14 protein-coding genes and 3 pseudogenes are annotated in these 20,611 nt (G+C 69.8%); 2 read left to right on the forward strand and 15 right to left on the reverse strand.

What is annotated here, in order from left to right:
• Positions 1-38: 38 nt before the first annotated feature.
• Complete coding sequence (locus tag ACIDOCELLA78_RS94055) at positions 39-1,136, forward strand: ABC transporter ATP-binding protein (protein ID WP_201729508.1); 1,098 nt, start codon at positions 39-41, stop codon at positions 1,134-1,136.
• Positions 1,137-1,189: 53 nt separating this feature from the next.
• Here ACIDOCELLA78_RS94055 and ACIDOCELLA78_RS94060 read toward each other — a convergent pair.
• Both ACIDOCELLA78_RS94060 and ACIDOCELLA78_RS94065 read right to left on the reverse strand, forming a co-directional pair.
• Positions 1,190-2,454 (reverse strand): annotated as a pseudogene (locus ACIDOCELLA78_RS94060) (MFS transporter).
• A gap of 17 nt (positions 2,455-2,471) precedes the next feature.
• Entirely contained in the window at positions 2,472-3,026 is a 555-nt protein-coding gene (locus ACIDOCELLA78_RS94065) for a winged helix DNA-binding protein (RefSeq protein ID WP_249676480.1), read from the reverse strand.
• 116 nt (positions 3,027-3,142) lie between these two features.
• On the opposite strand from ACIDOCELLA78_RS94065, the gene ACIDOCELLA78_RS94070 reads away from it, so the two are divergent.
• Entirely contained in the window at positions 3,143-6,775 is a 3,633-nt protein-coding gene (locus ACIDOCELLA78_RS94070; RefSeq protein ID WP_201729510.1) for a hydantoinase B/oxoprolinase family protein, read from the forward strand.
• Here the strand turns inward: ACIDOCELLA78_RS94070 and ACIDOCELLA78_RS94075 are convergent.
• From ACIDOCELLA78_RS94075 to ACIDOCELLA78_RS94135, 13 genes and pseudogenes are all read right to left on the reverse strand, one after another.
• On the reverse strand, positions 6,760-7,626 hold the full coding sequence (locus tag ACIDOCELLA78_RS94075) for an amidohydrolase (protein ID WP_201729511.1): 867 nt from the start codon (positions 7,624-7,626) through the stop codon (positions 6,760-6,762). The two genes, ACIDOCELLA78_RS94070 and ACIDOCELLA78_RS94075, sit on opposite strands and share 16 nt — an antisense overlap.
• 49 nt (positions 7,627-7,675) lie before the next feature.
• Entirely contained in the window at positions 7,676-9,091 is a 1,416-nt protein-coding gene (locus tag ACIDOCELLA78_RS94080; protein WP_201729512.1) for an aldehyde dehydrogenase family protein, read from the reverse strand.
• 134 nt (positions 9,092-9,225) lie between these two features.
• Positions 9,226-9,843 (reverse strand): GMC family oxidoreductase, encoded by a 618-nt coding sequence (locus ACIDOCELLA78_RS94085; RefSeq protein ID WP_249676483.1) that lies wholly within the window; start codon positions 9,841-9,843, stop codon positions 9,226-9,228.
• A pseudogene (locus ACIDOCELLA78_RS94090) lies at positions 9,798-10,840 on the reverse strand (GMC family oxidoreductase). Before ACIDOCELLA78_RS94090 ends, ACIDOCELLA78_RS94085 begins: the two are co-directional and overlap by 46 nt.
• A 327-nt stretch (positions 10,841-11,167) precedes the next feature.
• The gene (locus ACIDOCELLA78_RS94095) at positions 11,168-11,788 is read right to left on the reverse strand and encodes a hypothetical protein (RefSeq protein ID WP_201729513.1); all 621 of its coding nucleotides are present in this window, start codon (positions 11,786-11,788) and stop codon (positions 11,168-11,170) included.
• On the reverse strand, positions 11,781-12,500 hold the full coding sequence (locus tag ACIDOCELLA78_RS94100; RefSeq protein ID WP_201729514.1) for a hypothetical protein: 720 nt from the start codon (positions 12,498-12,500) through the stop codon (positions 11,781-11,783). The genes ACIDOCELLA78_RS94095 and ACIDOCELLA78_RS94100 overlap by 8 nt, the downstream gene beginning before the upstream one ends.
• A gap of 76 nt (positions 12,501-12,576) precedes the next feature.
• Positions 12,577-13,547: pseudogene (locus ACIDOCELLA78_RS94105) on the reverse strand (phosphoenolpyruvate--protein phosphotransferase).
• Complete coding sequence (locus ACIDOCELLA78_RS94110) at positions 13,544-14,551, reverse strand: HPr family phosphocarrier protein (protein WP_201729517.1); 1,008 nt, start codon at positions 14,549-14,551, stop codon at positions 13,544-13,546. Before ACIDOCELLA78_RS94110 ends, ACIDOCELLA78_RS94105 begins: the two are co-directional and overlap by 4 nt.
• A complete protein-coding gene (locus tag ACIDOCELLA78_RS94115) occupies positions 14,548-15,885 on the reverse strand; it encodes an acetoin dehydrogenase dihydrolipoyllysine-residue acetyltransferase subunit (RefSeq protein WP_201729518.1) in 1,338 nt (445 codons plus the stop codon). The genes ACIDOCELLA78_RS94110 and ACIDOCELLA78_RS94115 overlap by 4 nt, the downstream gene beginning before the upstream one ends.
• Positions 15,886-15,887: 2 nt before the next feature.
• The gene (locus ACIDOCELLA78_RS94120) at positions 15,888-16,919 is read right to left on the reverse strand and encodes an alpha-ketoacid dehydrogenase subunit beta (protein WP_201729519.1); all 1,032 of its coding nucleotides are present in this window, start codon (positions 16,917-16,919) and stop codon (positions 15,888-15,890) included.
• The gene (locus ACIDOCELLA78_RS94125) at positions 16,916-17,926 is read right to left on the reverse strand and encodes a thiamine pyrophosphate-dependent dehydrogenase E1 component subunit alpha (RefSeq protein ID WP_201729520.1); all 1,011 of its coding nucleotides are present in this window, start codon (positions 17,924-17,926) and stop codon (positions 16,916-16,918) included. The genes ACIDOCELLA78_RS94120 and ACIDOCELLA78_RS94125 overlap by 4 nt, the downstream gene beginning before the upstream one ends.
• A gap of 193 nt (positions 17,927-18,119) precedes the next feature.
• Complete coding sequence (locus ACIDOCELLA78_RS94130) at positions 18,120-19,100, reverse strand: sugar-binding transcriptional regulator (protein ID WP_201729521.1); 981 nt, start codon at positions 19,098-19,100, stop codon at positions 18,120-18,122.
• 110 nt (positions 19,101-19,210) lie between these two features.
• Positions 19,211-20,518, reverse strand: coding sequence for an NAD(P)H-dependent oxidoreductase (locus ACIDOCELLA78_RS94135; RefSeq protein WP_201729522.1), 1,308 nt, complete (start codon positions 20,516-20,518; stop codon positions 19,211-19,213).
• Positions 20,519-20,611: the final 93 nt, after the last annotated feature.

Consider the following 20,611-nt stretch of genomic DNA (forward strand, 5'->3'; position numbering starts at 1 on the left):
AGACGGGAACAGGAAACGGGGAAAGCGCAACCGCGATCATGGCACACGTATCATTGCGACAGGTCGTCAAATCCTATGGCGGCGCGCTGCAGGCGGTGAAGGGCATCGACCTGGAGATCGAGGATCGGGAGTTCGTCGTGCTGGTCGGCCCGTCCGGCTGCGGCAAGACGACGACGCTGCGCATGGTCGCCGGGCTTGAGAGTGTCACCGGCGGCGAGATCCGCATCGGCGATCGCGTCGTCAACGACCTGCCGGCGCGCGACCGCGACATCGCGATGGTGTTCCAGAACTACGCGCTCTACCCGCATCTGACCGTGTTCGAGAACATCGCCTTCGGCCTGCGCGTGCGTGGCCATAGCGCGGCCGATATCGATGCGCGGGTGACCGAGGCGGCGCGGATTCTCGGCATCGGCGATTTTCTCAGGCGCAAGCCCAAGGAACTCTCGGGCGGGCAGCGCCAGCGCGTGGCGATGGGCCGGGCGATCGTGCGGCATCCGCAGGTCTTCCTGTTCGACGAGCCGCTGTCGAACCTCGATGCCAAGCTGCGCGCGCAGATGCGCACCGAGATCAAGCGCATCCACCAGACCGTGCAGGCGACGACGATCTACGTCACCCACGACCAGGTGGAGGCGATGACGCTGGCGGACCGGATCGTGATGATGAATCACGGGCGGATCGAGCAGATCGGCACGCCGGATGATCTGTATCACCGGCCGGTATCGCGCTTCGTGGCGGGTTTCATCGGCAGCCCGCCGATGAATTTCTTCGACTGCGCGCTGACCGGCGACGAGGCCGGGCTGCGCCTGCGCCTTGCCGACGGCACCGAACTCGGCGTGCCGCCGGAGCGGGTCGCGCGATATCTGCCGCACCGCGAGAAGAAGATGGTCTTCGGCATCAGGCCGGAAAATCTCGGCCTCGCCGAGGCCGCAACGCCGGCGGGGCGGTTCATGCCCGGCCGGGTCGAGGTGGTGGAGCCGCTGGGCGCAGATACGCTGCTCTATTTCCGCATCGGCGAAACCTTCGCCTGCGCCCGCGTCGATCCGCATGCGCCGGCGTCGGTTGGCGCCACCGTCCCGCTCGCGCCGGACATGGCGCGGATGCACCTGCTCGACGCGGAAAGCGGCCTGGTCGTGTAAGCCGCGCGCGTCCCGCCGGGCGCGCGCGGCTTGCCTTCTGACAGCGGGCGGTCTTACGCGGTCAGCACGCGCCCCCGCGTCTCCGGCAGGGCGAGAGCTGCGAGAAAGAACAGGCTGTAGGCCGCAACGGCGAAAATCGCGATGGCGTTGCCATAGCCCACCGATTTCGTGAGAAAGCCGATCAGTGCGGGAAACAGCGCGCCGAGGCCGCGGCCGAAATTGTAGCAGAACCCCTGGCCCGAGCCGCGCAGGCGGGTCGGGAACAGCTCGGTCAGGAACGGCCCCATGCCCGAGAAATAGCCGCTGGCGAAGAAGCCGACGGGAAAGCCGAGGATCAGCATCGCCTCGTTGGGAATGTCGATCTGGGTATAGGCGACGATGGTGATGATCGCGCCGGCCGAAAAGATCAGGAACAGCATTCGCCGCCCGAGCCGGTCCGACAGCCAGGCGCCGGTCAGGTAGCCGGCGAAGCTGCCGAGGATCAGCACCGCGAGATAGGGCGTGCTGCCGACGATGCTCAGATGCCGGTCCACCTTCAGGAAGGTCGGCATCCAGAAGGTGATGGCGTAATAGCCGCCCTGCGCGCCGGTGGAGAGCAGCGCGCCCAGAATGGTGACGACGATGGTTTCGCGCCGAAGATCGCCAGCAGCCCCGGCGAGGCGTGCCGCCGCGCGGCGATGGCGATGGCCGGCTCGGCCACGTTCCGCCGCAGATAGAGCACCAGCAGCGCCGGCAACGCGCCGATCGCGAACATCACCCGCCAGGCAATCGCCGCAGGGGCCACGGAAAACACGATCGCCTGCGCCAGCACGGCCAGGCCCCAGCCCACCGCCCAGGCCGATTGCACCGACCCCACCGCGCGGCCGCGATAGGCGGGGCGGATGGTCTCGCCCATCAGGATGGCGCCGGCCGCCCACTCGCCGCCGAAGCCGAAGCCGAGCAGGGTGCGGCTGATGACCAGCTGGTCGAAATTCTGTGCGAGGCCGGAGAGCAGGCTGAAGGCGGAGAACCACAGGATGGTGATCTGCAACACTTTCACCCGGCCGATGCGGTCGGACACATAGCCGGCAACCCAGCCGCCGATGGCGGAGGCGAGCAGGGTCAGCGTCGCCGCCAGGCCGGCCGGGCCGGGGGCGACCGACCATTGATGCATGATCGTGCCGATCACCAGCGGGTAGATCATGAAGTCCATCCCGTCGAGGCCCCAGCCCCCGGCGCAGGCGCGGAAGGTGCGCCACTCCGCTGGGTTCATCTCCCTGAATAGCGCGCCCAACCCGCCGCGTGTCGCGGCCGTATCGACGCTTGTTTCGCTTGCCATGCTCGTTTCCCTTTTTGTTAGAACGTCGCGGCCGCCCGGGCGGCCTGGTTATAGATGCCGGACAGGCTGCGCAGAACCGTTGCTACCTCGTTGAGCGTTGCTTCGCCAGGCCCCGCGGCGGTCGCGGTGGCAACCAGCAGGCGCTCGCGTATTTCACCGTAGCGGGCGCATAGCGCGATGCCGGCGGCGCTGGCTCTAACGCGCTTTTCCTTGCCCGCGCGCTCGACCTCGATCAGCCCCGCCTTGGTCAGTTTGCGCAGCGCGTAGGTGACGAGATGCGTCTCCTCGATATCGAGCACGAGCATGATGTCGGCGATGTGCTTCGGCCGGTCGCGATGGCGGACGGTGTGCAGGATCAGGACTTCGAGCGGCGACAGCCCCGGCAGCCCGGCCGCCGCCATGCAGCGGACCATCCAGCGCTGATAGGCCATCGTCGCGAGGTTCAGGCCGAATTCCACTTCCGATAGCCCGGGCGAGCGCCCCGCCGCCAGATGCGCGGAAGACACCACGGGCTCGCCCGCTGCCTTGCCTGCCGGTTTCTGCGCAGCGTCGCGTGCGGGTTTTGCCGCCAAGACCGCCTCCTCGATTTTATTGCGGTCTAACATTGACAATTTATCGACAAATCGTCAATAAAAAATATCCATGGCGCCCTCGATCGCTGCGCGCGCCAGCCAGGGGAGAAACCCGCATGCAGACCGGACCGGCGACAGCTTCATCCGAACCCATGTCACGCTGGCGGTTCTGGATCGATCGCGGCGGCACCTTCACCGATATCGTGGCGATCGCGCCGGACGGCGCGCGGCGGACGCTCAAGCTGCTGTCCGAAAATCCCGGCAGCTACGCTGACGCGGCGATTGCCGGAATCCGCAGCTGTCTCGGCCTCGGGCCGGACGATCCGATGCCGGTGGATGCGATCGAGGCGGTGAAAATGGGCACCACCGTCGCCACCAACGCGCTGCTCGAGCGCAAGGGCGCGCGGGTGCTGCTGCTGACCGATCGCGGGCTGGGCGACGTGCTGCGGATCGGCACCCAGGCGCGGCCCGACCTCTTCGCGTTCGACATCCGGCTGCCCGGCATGCTCTATGAGCGGGTCGCCGAAATCGGCGGGCGCATCGGCGCCGATGGCCAGGAGATCGAGCCGCTCGACGAAGCGGCGGCGATCGCGGCACTGACCGATGCCAGGGCGGCGGGAATCGAGAGCGTCGCCATCGCGCGGATGCATGCGTGGCGCTATCCCGCGCATGAGACGCGGCTGGCCCGGCTCGCGGCCGAGATCGGCTTTCGGCAGATCTCGGCAAGTCACGCGGTCAGCCCGGTGCTCCGGCTGGTCCCGCGTGGCGACACCACGGTGGCGGACGCCTATCTCTCGCCGGTGCTGCGCCGCTATGTCGATCGTGTCGCCGCCGGCCTGCCGGGGGCGCGGCTGTTCTTCATGCAGTCGCATGGCGGCCTCGCCGAAGCGCACCATTTCACCGGCAAGGATGCGATTCTCTCCGGCCCGGCGGGCGGCATCGTCGGCGCCGTCCGCACCGCGCAGATGGCCGGGATCGACCGCATCATCGGGTTCGACATGGGCGGCACCTCCACCGATGTCGCGATCCATGACCGCGCCTATGAACGGAGCCTCGAGACCGAAATCGCCGGCGTGCGGCTGCGGGTGCCGATGCTCTCGATCAACACCGTCGCCGCCGGCGGCGGCTCGGTGCTCGGCTTCGATGGCGCCCGTCTGCGCGTCGGGCCCGACAGCGCCGGGGCGAATCCCGGCCCCGCCTGCTACCGCCTCGGCGGCCCGCTGACCGTGACCGACGCCAATCTCTTCCTTGGCAAGCTGGCGCCGCATCACTTCCCGAGGATTTTCGGCGCCACCCATGACGAGGCGCTCGATGACGCGGTGGTGCGGCAGAAATTCACCGCGCTCGCCGCCGAAATCTCCGCCGCGACCGGCACCGCGCAAACGCCGGAACGCATCGCCGAGGGGTTCATCAGCATCGCCGTCGCGCACATGGCGCAGGCCATCAAGCAGATCTCGATCCAGAAGGGGCGCGACCCGGCGGCTTTCGCGCTGGCCTGTTTCGGCGGCGCCGGCGGCCAGCACGCCTGCCTGGTGGCCGAGGCGCTGGGCATGCGCACCATCCTGATCCATCCCCTCGCCGGCGTGCTCTCGGCCTATGGCATGGGGCTGGCCGACCAGATCGTGCTGCGCGAGCAGGCGGTGGAACGCGCGCTGAGCGCCGAGGCCGTGGCCGCGATCGAGGACGTGGCCGCCAGCCTCGCTCGTGCCGCAATCGCCGCGCTGGCCGAGCAGGGGGTCGATCCGGCCGCGGTGCGGACGCTGCGCCGCGCCCAGCTGCGCTATGCCGGCACCGACACGCCGCTGGCGGTGCCGCTGGACGACGCCCCGGCGATGCGCGCCGCGTTCGAGGCCGCGCATCGCCGCCTGTTCGGCTTCGTCGCGGCGGACCGCGCGCTGATCGTCGAGAGCATCGAAGTCGAGGCGGTGGCCCCGGGCGAGCCGGTGACCGAGCAGACGCTGCCCGCCCGCGCGTCCGGCCGGCCGGAGCCGATCGACCATATCCGCCTCTACAGCCGCAGCGCCTGGCACGACGCCCCGGTCTTCGAGCGCGAGGCCCTGCTCGCCGGCGACACGGTGGACGGCCCGGCGATGCTGCGCGAGGCCAACGCCACCACCATCGTCGAGCCCGGCTGGCGCGCGGAAATCACGCCGCGCAATCACCTGCTGATCACGCACCGCGCGGCCCGCAAGGCGGCTGCCGGCGCCGATGACGTCAGCCTCGATCCGGTGCGTCTCGAACTGTTCAACAACCTGTTCATGGCCGTCGCCGAGCAGGCCGGGGCGGTGCTGCGCAACACTGCGAGCAGCGTCAACATCAAGGAAAGGCTCGATTTCTCCTGCGCGCTGTTCGACGCCGAGGGCAATCTGGTGGCGAACGCGCCGCATGTCCCGGTGCATCTCGGCGCCATGGGCGAAAGCGTGCGGACCGTGCTGCGCCGCCGCGGCGCGGCGCTCAGGCCCGGCGATGCCATCGCGCTGAACAACCCGTTCGACGGCGGCACCCATCTGCCTGATATCACCGTCATCACCCCGATCTTCGACGATGCGGGCGGCTCGCTGCGCGGCTTTCTGGCGTCGCGTGGGCACCACGCCGATATCGGCGGCCTGACGCCGGGATCGATGCCGCCTTTCGCCACCACGCTGGAAGAGGAAGGCGTGGTGATCGACGACATGAAACTGGTCGATGCCGGCGTGTTCCAGGAAAAGGCGCTGCGCGCTGTGCTGTCCGGCGCGGCCTATCCGGCCCGCAGCCCCGATGAATGCGTGGCCGATCTCAAGGCCCAGCTCGCCGCCAACGAAGCGGGGATCGCGGCGTTCAGGGCGATGGTGGATCAGTATGGCTGGCCCACCGTCGCCGCTTATACCGCGCATGTGATGAACAACGCCGAGGCCTCGGTCCGTCGCGCCATCGGCCGGCTGCGCGACGGCGCCTTCGAATACCGGATGGACGATGGCGCGCGGCTGATGGTCGATATCCGGGTCGACCGCGCCGCCGGCACCGCCAGCATCGACTTCGCCGGCACCGCGCCGCAGCACAAGGGCAATTTCAACGCCCCGCCCGCCGTCACCCGCGCGGCCGTGCTCTATGTGTTCCGCTGCCTCGTCGATGATGAAATCCCGCTGAACGAAGGCTGCCTGCGGCCGCTGACCATCATTATCCCCAAGGGCAGTTTCCTCAACCCGGCGCAGGGCGCGGCGGTGGTCGCCGGCAATACCGAGGTCAGCCAGGCGGTGACGGCGGCGCTGCTCGGCGCGTTGGGCGTCGTCGCCTCGGCGCAGGCGACGATGAACAACCTGCTCTTCGGCAACGCGCGCCACCAATATTACGAAACCATCTGCGGCGGCGCCGGCGCCGGGCCGGATTTCGACGGGTGCGACGCCGTCCATACCCACATGACCAACACGCGCATGACCGATCCCGAGGTGCTGGAACTCCGCTATCCGGTGCGCGTCGAAACCTTCGAGATCAGGCGCGGCTCCGGCGGCGCCGGGCGGCATCGCGGCGGCGATGGCGTGCGCCGCCGGCTGCGCTTCCTCGAACCGATGACCGTGACGGTGCTTGCCTCGCGCCGCACCGTGCCGCCTTTCGGCATGGAGGGCGGCGCCCCCGGCGCGGCCGGCCGGCAATGGGTCGAACGCGTGGATGGCGGGATCGACATCATGGGCGGGCGCGACCAGGCGACGATCGCCGCCGGCGATGCCGTCGTCATCGAAACCCCCGGTGGCGGCGGTTACGGAAACCCGTAGAGACGGTGGGCGTTGGCGGTGAGGATGCGGTCGCGGGCCGCCGCATCCGGCGCCCAGTCTGCCAGCAGGTCGAGCAGCTCGCCGACATTGGGCATATGCGCCCAGTTCGCGACATGGGGCCAGTCCGACCCCCACACGCACCGGTCGGGCGCGGCGTCGATCAGGGCGCGGGCAAGCTCGACGGTCCGTGAATACGGCGGATCGTCCAGCCGATAGGCGCCGGAGAGCTTGACCCAGCCGCCATCCCGCACGAGGCCGAGCATGGTGTCGAAGCCCCGCCGCCCGGCATCTTCGGCGACCGGAAAATGGCCCATATGGTCGATCACGAACGGCACGCGCAGGCGGCCCAGCCTGCCGGCGCGGTCGCCGAGCGCGCGAACATCGGTCAGGAATTGCAGGTGCCAGCCATGCTCGGCGCAGATCGCCTCGTAGCGGTCGAGCTGGTCGAACCCCACCCCGCCGCCGAACAGCGTGTTGATCCGCAGCCCGACAACGCCCGCCTCCGCCATCGCCCGCCACGCCTGCGCCGGCAGGTCGGGCGGGCTGACCGCGATGCCCCGCAACCGGGCGCGATGCGCCGCCACGGTCTCCAGCATCAGCCGGTTATCCGTGCCATGAACGCTGACCTGCACCAGCACGCCATGGGTCATGCCGGTGGCGTCGAGCATCGCGAGATAGGCATCAGGTGTTGCTGGCGGCGGCGTGTAGCTCCGCGCCGCGACATAGGGGTATTGCGGCGGCGCGCCGATGACATGCGCATGCGTATCGACCGCGCCATATGGCACGCTGAACCGCGCGGGTCCGTGCGGGGAGGGGGCGGGTCCGGGGCAGGACGGGGCGGGTTCGTTCATGACCGAAACCTCGCCCGCGCCATCCGGCGCGTCAAGCCATCGCGCCCGCTCAGGCCAGCCGCAGCACCGCTTTCACCATCATCCGCACCCGTTTCGTATAGGGCGGGAACAGCATCGGCGTCGCCGAGCCCACGTCCCTCAGCACCGCCCGCTCGTGGCTGAAGGCGCGGAAGCCATAGAGGCCGTGCGCGTTGCCGATCCCCGAATTGTTGACCCCGCCAAACGGCAGGTTGCCGTGCATGAAATGCAGCATGGTGCTGTTGATGCCCACCCCGCCCGACGAGGTCTCGCCGATTACCCGGTCGATCACGCGCTGGTCGCGCGCGAAAATGTAGAGCGCGAGCGGCTTCGGCGCCGCATTGATCGCCGCGATCGGCTCGCCGGCGTCGCGGAAGCGGATCACCGGCAGCACCGGGCCGAAAATCTCCTCCCGCATCAGCGCCGAATCATCCGGCGCGCCAATAACGAAGGCCGGCGCGATCAGCCGCCGCGCCCGGTCCGCCGCTCCGCCCTCGATCGTAGCACCGCGTCCGCGCGCATCGTCGAGCAGGCGCATGATCCGGTCGAAATGCCGCTCATTGACGATCCGCCCGTAATCCGCGCCGGGCGTTGCGCCATACATCCGCGCCGTCTCCGCCCGCACCCGGCGGAGCAACTCGTCATGCACGCTTTCGTGGGCATAGAGATGATCCGGCGCGATGCAGGTCTGCCCGCAATTGGTGAACTTGCCCCAGGCGATCGCCTTCGCCGCCCGCGCCAGATCCGCCCCTTCATCGACGATCACCGGAGACTTGCCGCCAAGCTCCAGCGTCACCGAGCTGAGATGCCGGGCCGCCGCCGCCATCACCACCTTGCCGATCGCCGGGCTGCCGGTGAAGAAGATGTGGTCGAACGGCAGGTCGAGCAGCGCGGTCGCCACCGCCGCATTCCCTTCGACCACGGCCACCTCCTCGGGCGGGAAGGCCGCCGCGAGCATGGCGGCAAGCGCGGCGGACGTCGCCGGCGCCATTTCCGAGGGTTTCAGGATCGCGGTATTGCCCGCCGCGATCGCCGAGGCCAGCGGCCCGAGGGCGAGGTTCACCGGATAGTTCCATGGCGAGACGATCAGGCACACGCCGCGCGGCTCGTGGCGGATGCGCGCCCGCGTGCCCAGCGTGGTCAGCGTCGGTGCCGCGCGCCGCGGCGTCATCCACGCTTTCAGGTGCCGCCGCGCATGGCGGATTTCCGAAAGCACCGGCAGGATCTCTGACAGGTCCGCCTCGGTCTCGGGCTTGCCGAGATCTTCCTGCAAGGCGGCGTAAAGCCGGGGCCGCCAGGCCTGCACCGCCGCCTCCAGCGCCCGCAGCTTCGCGATCCGCGCCTCGGCGCTCGACCCGCGCAGCGCGATCGCCCGCGCCCGCTGGCCGGCGAACAGCGCCTCCAGCCCCGCGACACCGCCGGGCATCGTCGTCTCGATCACGTCCATCCCCGCTCTCCTCGCCTCGGTTGCCTCAGCCCATCGCCGCCGCCGGCTCGTTGCGTTCGGCGCTGGAGCATCATCCGATCAGATGGCGTCACCTGATCGGATAAAGATGCTCCAATTATCAATATCATGGCGCACTACATCCGATCCGGATGGGAAAGCGCTCTGATGAAACCCGCCGCCTTCTCGCCGATCACCATGCAGGGCGCGTTGGTGTTGCCGCCGATCAGCCGCGGCATGATCGACGCATCGGCGACCCGCAGCCCCTCGATCCCCCGCACCCGCAGCCGGTCGTCGACCACGGCCATCTCGTCCTGGCCCATCCGGCAGGTGCCCACCGGATGATAGATGGTTTCCGCCGAGGCGCGAATGAAATCGATGAGCGCCGCATCGTCCTGGCGCGCCGGCCCCGGATCGATCTCCCGCCCGCCGCTCAGCGCGGCGATCGCGGGGCTCGCCATGATCCGCCGGCCGAGCTTCAGCCCGGCGAGCAATTCGCCGAGGTCGTCGGGATGGCTGAGATAGGCGGGATCGATCACCGGTGCTGTGAACGGATCGGCGGAGCGCAGCGTGATGCTGCCGCGGCTCTTCGGCCGCAACTGGCAGCAATGCAGCGTCATCCCGTGGCCCCAGACCGGCTTGCGCCCATGGTCGCGCAGGATGGTCGGCAGGAAGTGGAACTGGATTTCCGGCCGCCGCGACTCCGGCGTCAGCCGCGCGAATCCGCCCGCTTCCGCCGCGTTGGACTGGAACATCCCGGTCCCCTTGCGGCGATACTCGAAGAACGCCGCGACCCGCGCGCCAGCGTGTTACCCGCCACCCCGATGGAATTGCCGCTCCGGTCGGGCACGATCACCGAGATGTCGAGATGATCCTGCAGATTGGCGCCGACGCCGGGAAGCTCATGCACGAGGTCCACCCCGGCCCGCGCCAGCGCGTCCCGCGGGCCAATGCCCGAGAGCATCAGCAGTTGCGGCGAGTTGATCGCTCCGCCGCACAGGATCACCTCCCGCCGGGCCGCGATCCGCCGCATCGCCCCGCCGATCCGCACCTCGACGCCGGTGGCGCGCTGTCCCGTGAGCAGCACCCGCGCGACATGCGCGCCGGTCTCGATCCGCAGGTTGGGCCGCTCGCGGATTCCATCGAGAAACGCGCGGGATGCGGAAAACCGCCTGCCATGCCTCTGCGTCACCTGATAGGGCCCGACACCTTCCTGCGCCGCGCCGTTGAAATCCGGGTTGTCCTGCAGCCCGGCCTCGACGCCGGCGCGAATGAACGCCGCCCCAGCGGGTTCGGATTGCCGAGATCGGCGACGTTGAGTTCCCCCGTATCGCCGTGGAACGCATCCGCCCCGCGCTCGTTGCGCTCCATCGCCCGGAAGATGGGAAACACGTCGTCCCACCCCCAGCCCGGCGCGCCGAGATCGCGCCACTCGTCATAATCCTCGGGATGGCCGCGCATGTAGATCATCGCATTGATCGACGACGATCCCCCCAGCGTCTTGCCGCGCGGCCAATACAGCCGCCGGTCGTTCAGCTCCGCCTGCGGCGCGGTGTAGTAATACCAGTTATAGGTCCTGAACCGCAGCAGGCCGACAACGCCGAGCGGCAAGTCGATCATGGGCGACCGGTCCGGCTTGCCGGCTTCCAGCAGGCAGACGCGGACTTGCGGATCGGCGCTCAGCCGGTTGGCGACCACGGCGCCGGCCGATCCGGCCCCGACCACCACATAATCGAATGTCTCGCCGCTCACGCCCGGTCGTCTCCTCCGTTGACCGCGCCACTCGCCGGCGCGGCGATCACCCCAAACCGAGGCGGGTGCCGGACGGTCCAATTCATTTTGAAATCCACGGATAACCTCCAGATCAAATTACCGTTTGATACCGTTAATTTACGTATTGGTAAACATAAAATTGTAACGGGAAATGCCTGTCGCCTCTCCCTTGCGGGTCTGCGCGACAGACGCGAGGTTTTTCATGATCGATCCCGCCGCCGCCGCGCCGGTCAGGCCGCAGGGATGATGCTCTATTTATCAATACCATAGAGCACTGCATCCGATCCGGATGGATCGGAAAGTGCTCTAGGTTGGCGGGGAGTCGGCTGCCGGCTCCAGCAGCCAGCGGCCGATCCGGTAGCGGAACTGTTCGGGCACGAACCAGTTGGGCTCATGGCCGAGCAGCTTCTGGAAAAACCCGGCGGAGAACGCGTGGTCCTCCTGCGCGTTCTCGCGGAACGACCACCAGGAGCGCAGATCCGCGATTTGCGGATCGATGGTGGTGGCAACGTGATATTCCTGCTCCAGCGTCGCCGAATGCACGGTGAGGCAGAAGATCATGCAGGCATAGGCTTCCGGCCAGAACCCGCCGGGCATCTCGCGCTTCGCCCGCACCGGGTTGCCGCGCGTGCGGATCGGCAGGTTGGAGATCAGCTCGCGGAAGGCGAGCGACGAGGCGAATTCGAGAAACGCCGCCCGCTCCTCCTTCGGCACCGGCCGCTGCCGGTCGAGCGCCTCCAGCCAGCGGATGAAGATCTGGGTCAGCTTGCTGTCGTCGATCTCGAAGGCGCAGCCAAGCTCCTCGCCGACGCGGCCGACCACCCGGGCAAAGGCTGCCCTGAACCAGCGCAGCCGCCGCGCGGCGATGCGCAGCGGCTCGTTGGTCGGCGGCAGGTCGGCGCGCGAGAAGACCGGCTCGTCAGACATTGTTGCGATACTTTTCGAGCAGCGCGATCAGCCCGGTTTCGTCCCGCTCGGCGAAGACGAGGGCGACGCGTTCGGCGATCGCGGCGGCGATATCGGCGGCCGAGATCAGCGCCGCCTCGCTCTCCTCCGGGCTGCGCGCCACCAGCAGCCAGAGCATCACCGCGAAGATCGCCACCGGCCGGACCGAGGGCGCGGAGACGACGCAGCGCGGATCGACATGCGCGCCGCGGATCACCTGCCGGTCGACCAGCTGCATCGCCAGCCCCGCCGCGAGCTGACCGCCGCTGGCCCGCCGCCGCCCCGGCAGCACCTGCCAGCGCTTGACCGCCTCGCGCGCGGCAAGCTCGCTGACGAACAGCGTGTCCGAACCGATATGCTTCAGCACGAGGGTCAGCGCGGTATACAGCGTCGAGGCCAGCGAGGGGCCGATCGGCGCATTGCCGTGCAACTCGTCGAGCGTGGTGGTCAGGTCCTCTTCATGGCCGAAGGCCTGCCGCGCCGCGCGCGAGGCCATCCGGTCGAACTCCTCGGCGATCCGCTCCATCTCCGCGATCACCGCCGTCGCCAGCCGGGAGGCGATGCACATCTCCCTGCCGCCCATCGCGCCGCCGGCCACTTCCCGCGCCGTCTCCCCCCCACGCCGGACAACGTGCCGCAGGCGCCGCAGGCCTTCGCGCAACGGCAGGGGGTCGGGCTGAAAGGGCAGGTTCATCGCCATAGCCATCCATCGACTTGAACATTGACCGGCATATCACAGGCGGCGCGCGGTGCCGAGATGGCCCGCGCCCTCAGATCTGCGTGACAACCTCCTTCGCCCGCAGCACCGCGGCCGGGGTCATGCTCAGCTCGGTCAGGCCGAGCTGCACGAATCGCGGAATGAGATCGGGCCGCGCCGCCGCCTCGCCGCACATGCACACCGGGATTCCCGCCCGCCGGCCGGCCGCCGCCACCATCTCGATCGCCCGCATCACGGCGGGATGATCCGGCCGGTTCAGCCCCGACACGCGCGGGTTCATCCGGTCGGCGGCCATGATGTATTGGGTGAGGTCGTTGGTGCCGATCGAGAAGAACGCGACCTCGGCGGCCAGGCTGTCGGCCATCAGCGCCGCGCCGGGGTCTCGATCATGATGCCGAGCGGCGGCACCGCGTGCGGCACGCCGGCGGCGGCGAGCGCCGCCCGGCAGGTCTCGATCAGGGCGCGGGTGCGGCGTAACTCGTCCGGGTCGCTGACCATCGGCAGCATGATCCGCAGATTGCCATGCACGGCGGCGCGCAGCAGGGCGCGCAGCTGCACCGCGAACAGCTCCGGCCGGTCGAGGCAGTAGCGCAGGCCGCGCCAGCCGAGAAAAGGGTTGTCCTCGTCCGGAATGTCGATCCCCGGCACCGGCTTGTCGCCGCCGACATCGAGGGTGCGGATCGTGACGTGATGGTCCGGAAAGGCGGTCGCGAGGCGCGCATAGGCCGCCACCTGCTCGTCCTCGTCCAGCGGGCGGCGCGCCTCGATGAACAGCAGCTCGGTGCGGAACAGCCCGATCCCCATCGCTCCTTCCTGCCGCGCTACCCCGATTTCGCCGACCGAGCCGAGATTGGCGGCGATCACGATCGCCTCGCCCGCCCGGGTGCGTGGCGCGACGTCGCGGAACGCCGCAAGCGCATCCCGTGCGGCGCTTTCCCCGCGCGCCCGCGCCCGCAGGGCGGAGAGGGTTTCCGCGTCCGGATCGATCACCGCTTCCCCGCTGCTGCCATCCAGCCCGATCATCGCGCCATCCGCCACCTGTTCCAGCCCGGCAATGCCGAAGACGGCGGGAATCCCCGGGTGCGGGCGATGATCGCGGCATGGGCGGTGGCGGCGCCGCGCGCGCAGACGATGCCGCCGATCCGCGCGCCGGGTGCGCGTGCCAGGTCCCAGGCGGTCAGCTCGTCGGCGATGATGATGGCCCCTTCCGCGATCGTCGCGATCGAGGGGTCCTGCCGGCCGAGACAGGCCAGGGCGATGGCGCGCGAGACGCTCAGCACATCCTCGGCGCGGGCCTGCATATAGGCGTCGCTGAGGCCGGCGAAGGTTGCGGCAAGCTCGCCGCCGGCATCGAGCACGGCGGTGACCGCGTCCATCCCCTCGGCGATCCGCAGGCGGATGGCGGCATCGAGATCGGCATCGCGGACGATTTCCACCAGCGCCGCGGCAATCCCGCCGATCGGCGCGTCGTCGCTCTCCGGTGCGAGGGCCGCGCACTGCCCGAGCGCCGCCGCCGCCCGCTCCGCCGCCGCGGCGTAGCGCGCCGCCTCGGCCGGGCGCGCGGCGTCCGGCACATGATGATGCGGCGGCTCCAGCGTCTCGGGAAAATACCGGAAGGCCGGGCCGAGCGCCACGCCGGGGCTGGCGCCGATGCCGCGCCGCGCCGCCGTCGCCAGCGGCGCCGTCGTGCCTTTGTCGCCGGGCGGTGCGGCGTCATGCGATGCCGCGGCGGCGAGCGGCGATGCCGTGCCCTCGTCCTCGGTTTCGAGAAAGCGCGTCAGCTCGTCGAGCGCCGCCGCGGCATCGGCGCCCTCGGCGCGCAGCACGATCTCGGCGTTCTCCTTCACCGCGAGCAGCATCAGCTTCACCGCGTTCTTGGCACTCGCGCTCCTGCCGCCATGGTCGAGCCAGAGCTCCGCCGCATAGCCCCGCGCCCGCTTGACGAACTGCGCCGCCGGCCGCGCGTGCAGCCCGTCGCGGATGCGAACGGTGACGCGGCGTTCGAGGGTCAGATGATCGTCGCTCAACATGCAACCTCCGCGCGGTCCGTTTGGCTCGGCAGCAGCACCTGTGCGCCGCGCAGGGTCTCGGCCAGGATGTCGGCAACCGCGCCGGTCGCCTCAATCTGCGGCATGTGGCCGCAGTCATCAAGCAGGTGCAGGGCGAAGCGCCCCGGTGCCGCGAGCGCGTGCCGCCAGGGAATGATCCGATCCTGCCGCCCCCAGACGATCCGCGCCGGGGCGGCGATGGCGCCTCCCTGCCAGCGCAGCCGGGCCGATTGCGTGCCGTCGGGAAAGCACGCACGCGCGAGGCGCTGGCGGAAGTCGCCGCGCCCCGGTGCGGCACCACCCTCCAGGGTTGCGCGCAGCAGCGCGGCATCGGCGCGGGCGGGGGCCGCGAACAGACGCTCCATCCAGGGGCGCAGGCTGTCCGGCGCGCGGGCGCGCAGAATCCCGTCGAGCGCCGCGGCGTCGATCTCGGCGCCAAGCCCGGCCGGGGCGAGCAGCACCAGCGAGGCCGCGTCGATCCGGCCATCCAGGGCGATCCGCGCGGCGAGCGCGCCGCCGAGCGAATGGCCGACCAGATGCGCCGCGCCGATGCCCTCGGCCCGCAGCGCGCCGATGGCGGCCTCGGCCAGCGCCGCGAAGGATGCCTCGCCGCTGTCGGGTGCGGCGCCGTGGCCGGGCAGGTCGAAGGCCAGCAGCGGCGGGCAGGCTCCACCGGCGCGCTGGGCGAGGGCCGCGATCAGCCCGTTCCACGCCAGCGCCTCCGAGGTGAAACCGTGCAGGAACACGACCGGCGTGCCCTCTCGCCCGCCGGCCCGCCGCACCGGCAGCCCGCCGGTGCGCGCTGTTGCGGCCGGAAGCATTGCGTCCCGCGCGTGGCGGGCGACATCGAGCCGGGTGATCCGCCCGCGCGGCCCGGAACCGGCGATGGCGGCGAGGTTCATCCCCTCGCTGCGGGCGAGCCGCCGCGCCAGCGGCGTTGCCCGCAGCAGCGCCGCGTCATCTGCCGCAACGGGTGCGGATGTCGGTGCAGGCAGGGGCGCCGCCGGCTGCACCGATGCCGGTGCAGGATCAGGTGCTGCGCGTGCGGCAGGTGCGGCATCGGGCGCCGCCTCGCCGGGCGCGAGCAGGTAGGCGACGATGCTGCCCACCGCGATCTCCCCGCCCTCCGGCCCCGCGACGATGTGCAAAATTCCACCCGCTGTCGCCTCGATTTCCATCGCCGCCTTGCTGGTCTCGATCTCGAACAGCGGTTCGCCCGGCGTCACCGTCGCCCCCTCCCGCACGAGCCAGCGGGCGATCCGCCCGGCCTGCATGTCCATGTCGACGCGCGGCAGGATGATCTCGACGGCCATGGCTATTCCCCGCGCTCGATCAGGCGGGCGGCGGCGGCTTCGATATCCTCGACCTGCGGCACCGCGGCGCGTTCGAGGCCGGGCGCGTAGGGGATCGGGCAATCGGCGCCGCCAAGCCGGCGGATCGGCGCATCCAGCCGGTCGAACGCCGCGCTCTCGGCGATGGCGGCGCTGATTTCCGCGCCGATGCCGAGCATCTTCACCGATTCATGAACGCAGAGCAGCCGTGTCGTCCGGGTCACGCTGTCGATCAGTGTCGCGGTGTCGAGCGGGCGGAGCGAGCGCAGGTCGATCACCTCGGCGTCGTGCCCCCGCCCGGCGAGGCGTTCCGCCGCCTCCAGCGCGCGATGGACCATGATGCCCGTGGCGACGATGGTGATATCGCGCCCGGGCCGGCGGATCGCCGCCTTGCCGATCGGCACCCGATACGCCTCGGCCGGCACCGGGCCGGTCGTCTTGTAAAGCAGCTTGTGCTCGAAGATCACCACCGGATCGGGATCGTCGATCGCGGCGAGCAACAGCCCCTTGGCGTCGTGCGGGGTGGCGGGCTGCACCACTTTCAGCCCCGGCACATGCGCGAACCAGGCTTCGAGGCTCTGGCTGTGCTGCGCGGCGGCACCGGTGCCTGCGCCGGCCGGCATGCGGATGACCAGCGGAACCGAGGCATTGCCGCCGAGCATGTAGCGCAGTTTGGCGGCCTGGTTGACGATCTGCTCCATAGCCAGCGTCGCGAAATCCGAGAACTGGAATTCCAGCACCGGCCGGCTGCCGGCCAGGGCCGCGCCCACGGCGACGCCCGCGGCACCAAGCTCGGCGATCGGCGTGTCGATCACCCGGCCCTCGCCGAAGCGATGAACCAGATCCCGCGTCACCTGGAATGCCCCGCCATACACGCCGATATCCTCGCCGAGCAGGAACACCCGCTCATCGGCCTCCAGCGCGCTGCGCAGCGCCTCGTGGATCGCGTCGGCATAGCTGATGTCGCGGCACGCCGCCCCCTCCGGCCCGGTATCGATGCTGACGATGGCGTTCATGCCGCGATCCCTCCTTCATAGACATCGCGGGTCACCTCGCCGGGGTCCGGCACCGGGCTGCCCTCGGCGAAGGCGATCGCGGCGGCGATCTCCGCCTCGACCTCGGCGCGCAGGGCGGCGATGCCGGCCGCGTCCAGCACGCCGGCGTCGCGCATCGCCCGCTCAAGCCGCGGAATCGGGTCGAGCCCGCGCCAGTGCTCGATTTCTTCCTTGCTGCGGTAGCGGTTGCGGTCGCTGCGCGAATGGCCGCGCAGCCGGTAGGTTTCGGCCTCGATCAGGCTCGGTCCGCCACCGGCCCGCGCGCGGGCGATCGCCGCTCCCGCCGCCCGGTGAACCGCGAACAGGTCGTTGCCGTCGACCCGCACGCCCGGCATCCCGTAGGCCCGCGCCCGTTCGGCCACCCGCGGCACCGCCATCGAGCGTTCGGTCGAGACCGACATGCCATATTTGTTGTTCTCGCAAACAAATATCACCGGCAGTTTCCAGAGACCGGCCATGTTCAGTGCCTCGTGGAAGGCGCCCTCGTTCACCGCGCCATCGCCGAAGAAGCACATCACCACAGCCGCCCGCCGCTGTTGCCGGATGGCGAGGGCCGCCCCGGTCGCGATCGGCAGGCCGCCGCCGACGATGCCGTTGGCGCCGAGATTGCCGCCCGCGATATCGGCAATGTGCATCGAGCCGCCGCGGCCGCGGCAATAGCCGGTCTCGCGGCCGAAGAATTCGGCGAACATCCTTGCGACGTCAGCGCCTTTGGCGATGCAATGGCCGTGGCCGCGATGCGTCGAGGTGATGTAATCGCCGGTTTCGAGGTCGAGACAGGCGCCGACCGCGCTGGCTTCCTGGCCGATCGAGAGATGCATCGTGCCGTGAATGGCGCCCCGCATATAAGCCTCTTCCGCTGCCTCCTCGAAGCGGCGGATCAGCAACATCCGCCGCAGCGCCTCGCGCTGGCGCGCCGCGTCCGGCGGTGGGGCTTGGGTCAGGGTATCGGCGGTCGGCTGATCCATGGCGGCTTCGTTTCCTCTGCACAGGGGTGCCGTTTGCACTGGCTTGAAACAAATATCCAATGACAAAGATAATTGTCAATAAAAACTCTCTGTCACTTTTGCCGGAACGGCGAGCATGCGCGCGCGGGTGCGCCCGGCTGTGGCGGGGCGGTCCTGCGGAAATATTGCTGCGCGGCGGCGCGCCGCCGCGGTGTCAGGCGGGAGAGCGGTCGTTCGCCGCGGCCGGGCTCATCAGCATGCCCTCGGCGGCGGTCTCGTCGGTGATCAGCACCGCCGGATGCAGCAGCCGCACCGCCGCGAGCAGGGCGGGAACCTTCTGCCAGCCGCCCGAAACCAGGATGAGCCTCGGCGTCCGCGCGAGGCTGGCGGCATCGGCGGCCATGATCCGCCGGTTCAGCTCGTGGTCGAGCAACTGCCCGTCGGCGTCGATGAACTGGCAGAGCATGTCGGCCACAGCACCCGCCCTGGTCACCTCGGTCAGCGTGTCGCGATCGACCATGCCGTAGCGGATCAGCGTCGAGTTCGGCGCGACATTGCCGACGCTGACCAGCGCCATGTCCAGCATCCGCGTCCGTTCGAACACTTCCGCGATCCCCGGATGCCGCCGCAGCGTCGCCGCCGTCTCCGCGTCCTGCAACACCGCCGGCGCGCTGAGCAGGAAGCTCTCCGCGCCGATCAGGTCGGCGAACCGCCAGGCGAATTCGGAAGGATTGACGCCGCTCGCCCGCGTCAACCCGCCCAGCAGCGACACCACCGTCACCCCGCGCAGGCCGCGCACGCTGATGCTGCTGAGGCTTGATTGCAGCGTCTGCCCCCAGCCGAGGCCGATCGTCGTGCCGTCGCGCAGCGCATCCGAAACATAGGCGCCGGCGCGGCTGCCCAGCAGCCCGGTCAGCTCCGCCTCCTCGCCCGGCGCCGGGATGACGATGCACTCGCCGATCCCGAACCGCGCCTCGATCTGCCGTTCGAGCGCGATGCATTTCGACAGGTTGGTGGTGACGCGGACCTGCACCGTCCCGTCCTGTCGCGCCGTGGCGATGATCTTGAGCACACGCTGGCGGGTCAGCCCGACGCGGGCGGCGACCGCATCCTGCGTCAGCCCTTCCATGAAATACAGCCAGGCGACGCGGGTCTTCAGGTCGAGCGGTTCCTGCTCGGCGCGGTGAACGGACAAATGCGCCTCCCTGCGCGATTGCAACTCAGGGATATCAGTTTAGGGAGTCAACAAATGTCCGCAAGCCCGGCCGACGGGGAAGTCGCCCCGCGCCGGCCGGGCCGAAGCCGTCAGGCGGGCAGGCCGGCATATTGCGCCGCGTCCTGCGTCGCGCGCAGCCGGACGATGGCCATGCCCTGGTCCGGCCGGCAATTGGCATAGGTCAGCATCTCGCCCTTGCGGACCGGACGGATGATCTCGGCCCGCTCCGCAAGCCCGATCGGCAGCGCATCCGCCGCCCGCGCATCCGCCGCCGTCATCGCCCAGCCGCGGTAATCGGCCTCGCCGATCTTGCCGAGCGTGGTGCCCGGGGCGAGATCGCGCTTGGCCAGCGTCGCCACCTCGGCGACCGGCCTCGCCAGTGGCGTCATGTGCGATTCCCGGCGCAGCACCGCCGCCGCCGCGGTCAGCGGCACTTCGAGGCTGGTCAGGTGATAGGGGCGATAGAAGGTGAAATACGGACCCTCGCCCATCTTGAGGTCGCGCAACCGTTCATGGACGCGCGGATGCGGCGCGCGGATGACGACAAACACCCCCGGCGCCACGCCCGGCCCGATCGAATAGTCGACGACGCCCTCCCGGCTCAGCAGCCCGCCCTCGGCGCGCGGGCGGAAGGCGCGGTCGAGTTCGGCCAGCCCGGCGCGCGGTCCGTGCATCCCCGGCACGTCCGGCAGCAGGCCGGTGGCGTTGGCCACCGCCACCATCTCGATCATCGTCTTCGAGCCATCGACGAACTCGACCAGCATGCGCGGGTTCATGTGTCGCCGCGCCGCCTCCTCCACATAGTCATCCGGCACGGCGTCGAAATTCAGCGGGTTGTTCTTGCCTTTGCCGGCGGCGACGATCGGGTAGCCGAGGCTGCGGGCGAAGCGGATGATCTCCATCAGCGCGGTCGGCTCGTCGCCGGCGCCGAGCGAGTAGATCACGCCGCGCTTGGCCGCATAAGCGGCGAGGCTGGCGCCCACCGTGATATCCGCCTCGACATTCATCATCACGACATGCTTGCCGTGATCCATCGCCCGCATCGACAGCTCGGCGCCGTAGCCGGGATTGCCGGTGGCATCGATGATGACATCGACCTGCCCGGCGGTGCAGGCGATATCGGCCTGGTCGGTCAGTGCGATCATGCCGGCATCGATGGCGGCCTCGGCCGCGGCGGCGCTGCTCACCGTGCGAACCCGCTCGGCCGGCACGCCGGCGATCTCCAGCGCCGCCCGCGCGCCGTCGATCCGCAGCTCGGCCAGCACGGCGAGTTCGAGTCCCGGCATCAGCCGGACCTGGGTGACAATGTCAGTGCCCATCTCGCCGCAGCCGATCAGCCCGATGCGGACGGGACGGCCGGAATCGCCCTGGGCGGCAAGTTCCTGGACAAGTGTCATTGTAATCCTCCTTTTGCGCCGGGCTGAGCAGCGGCATTGCCTGGGCGACGGATCGCTTCGCGCGGGCCTTGGCCCCAGACCCAAACTTTTATC

It is taken from the genome of Acidocella sp. C78, from assembly GCF_907164655.1.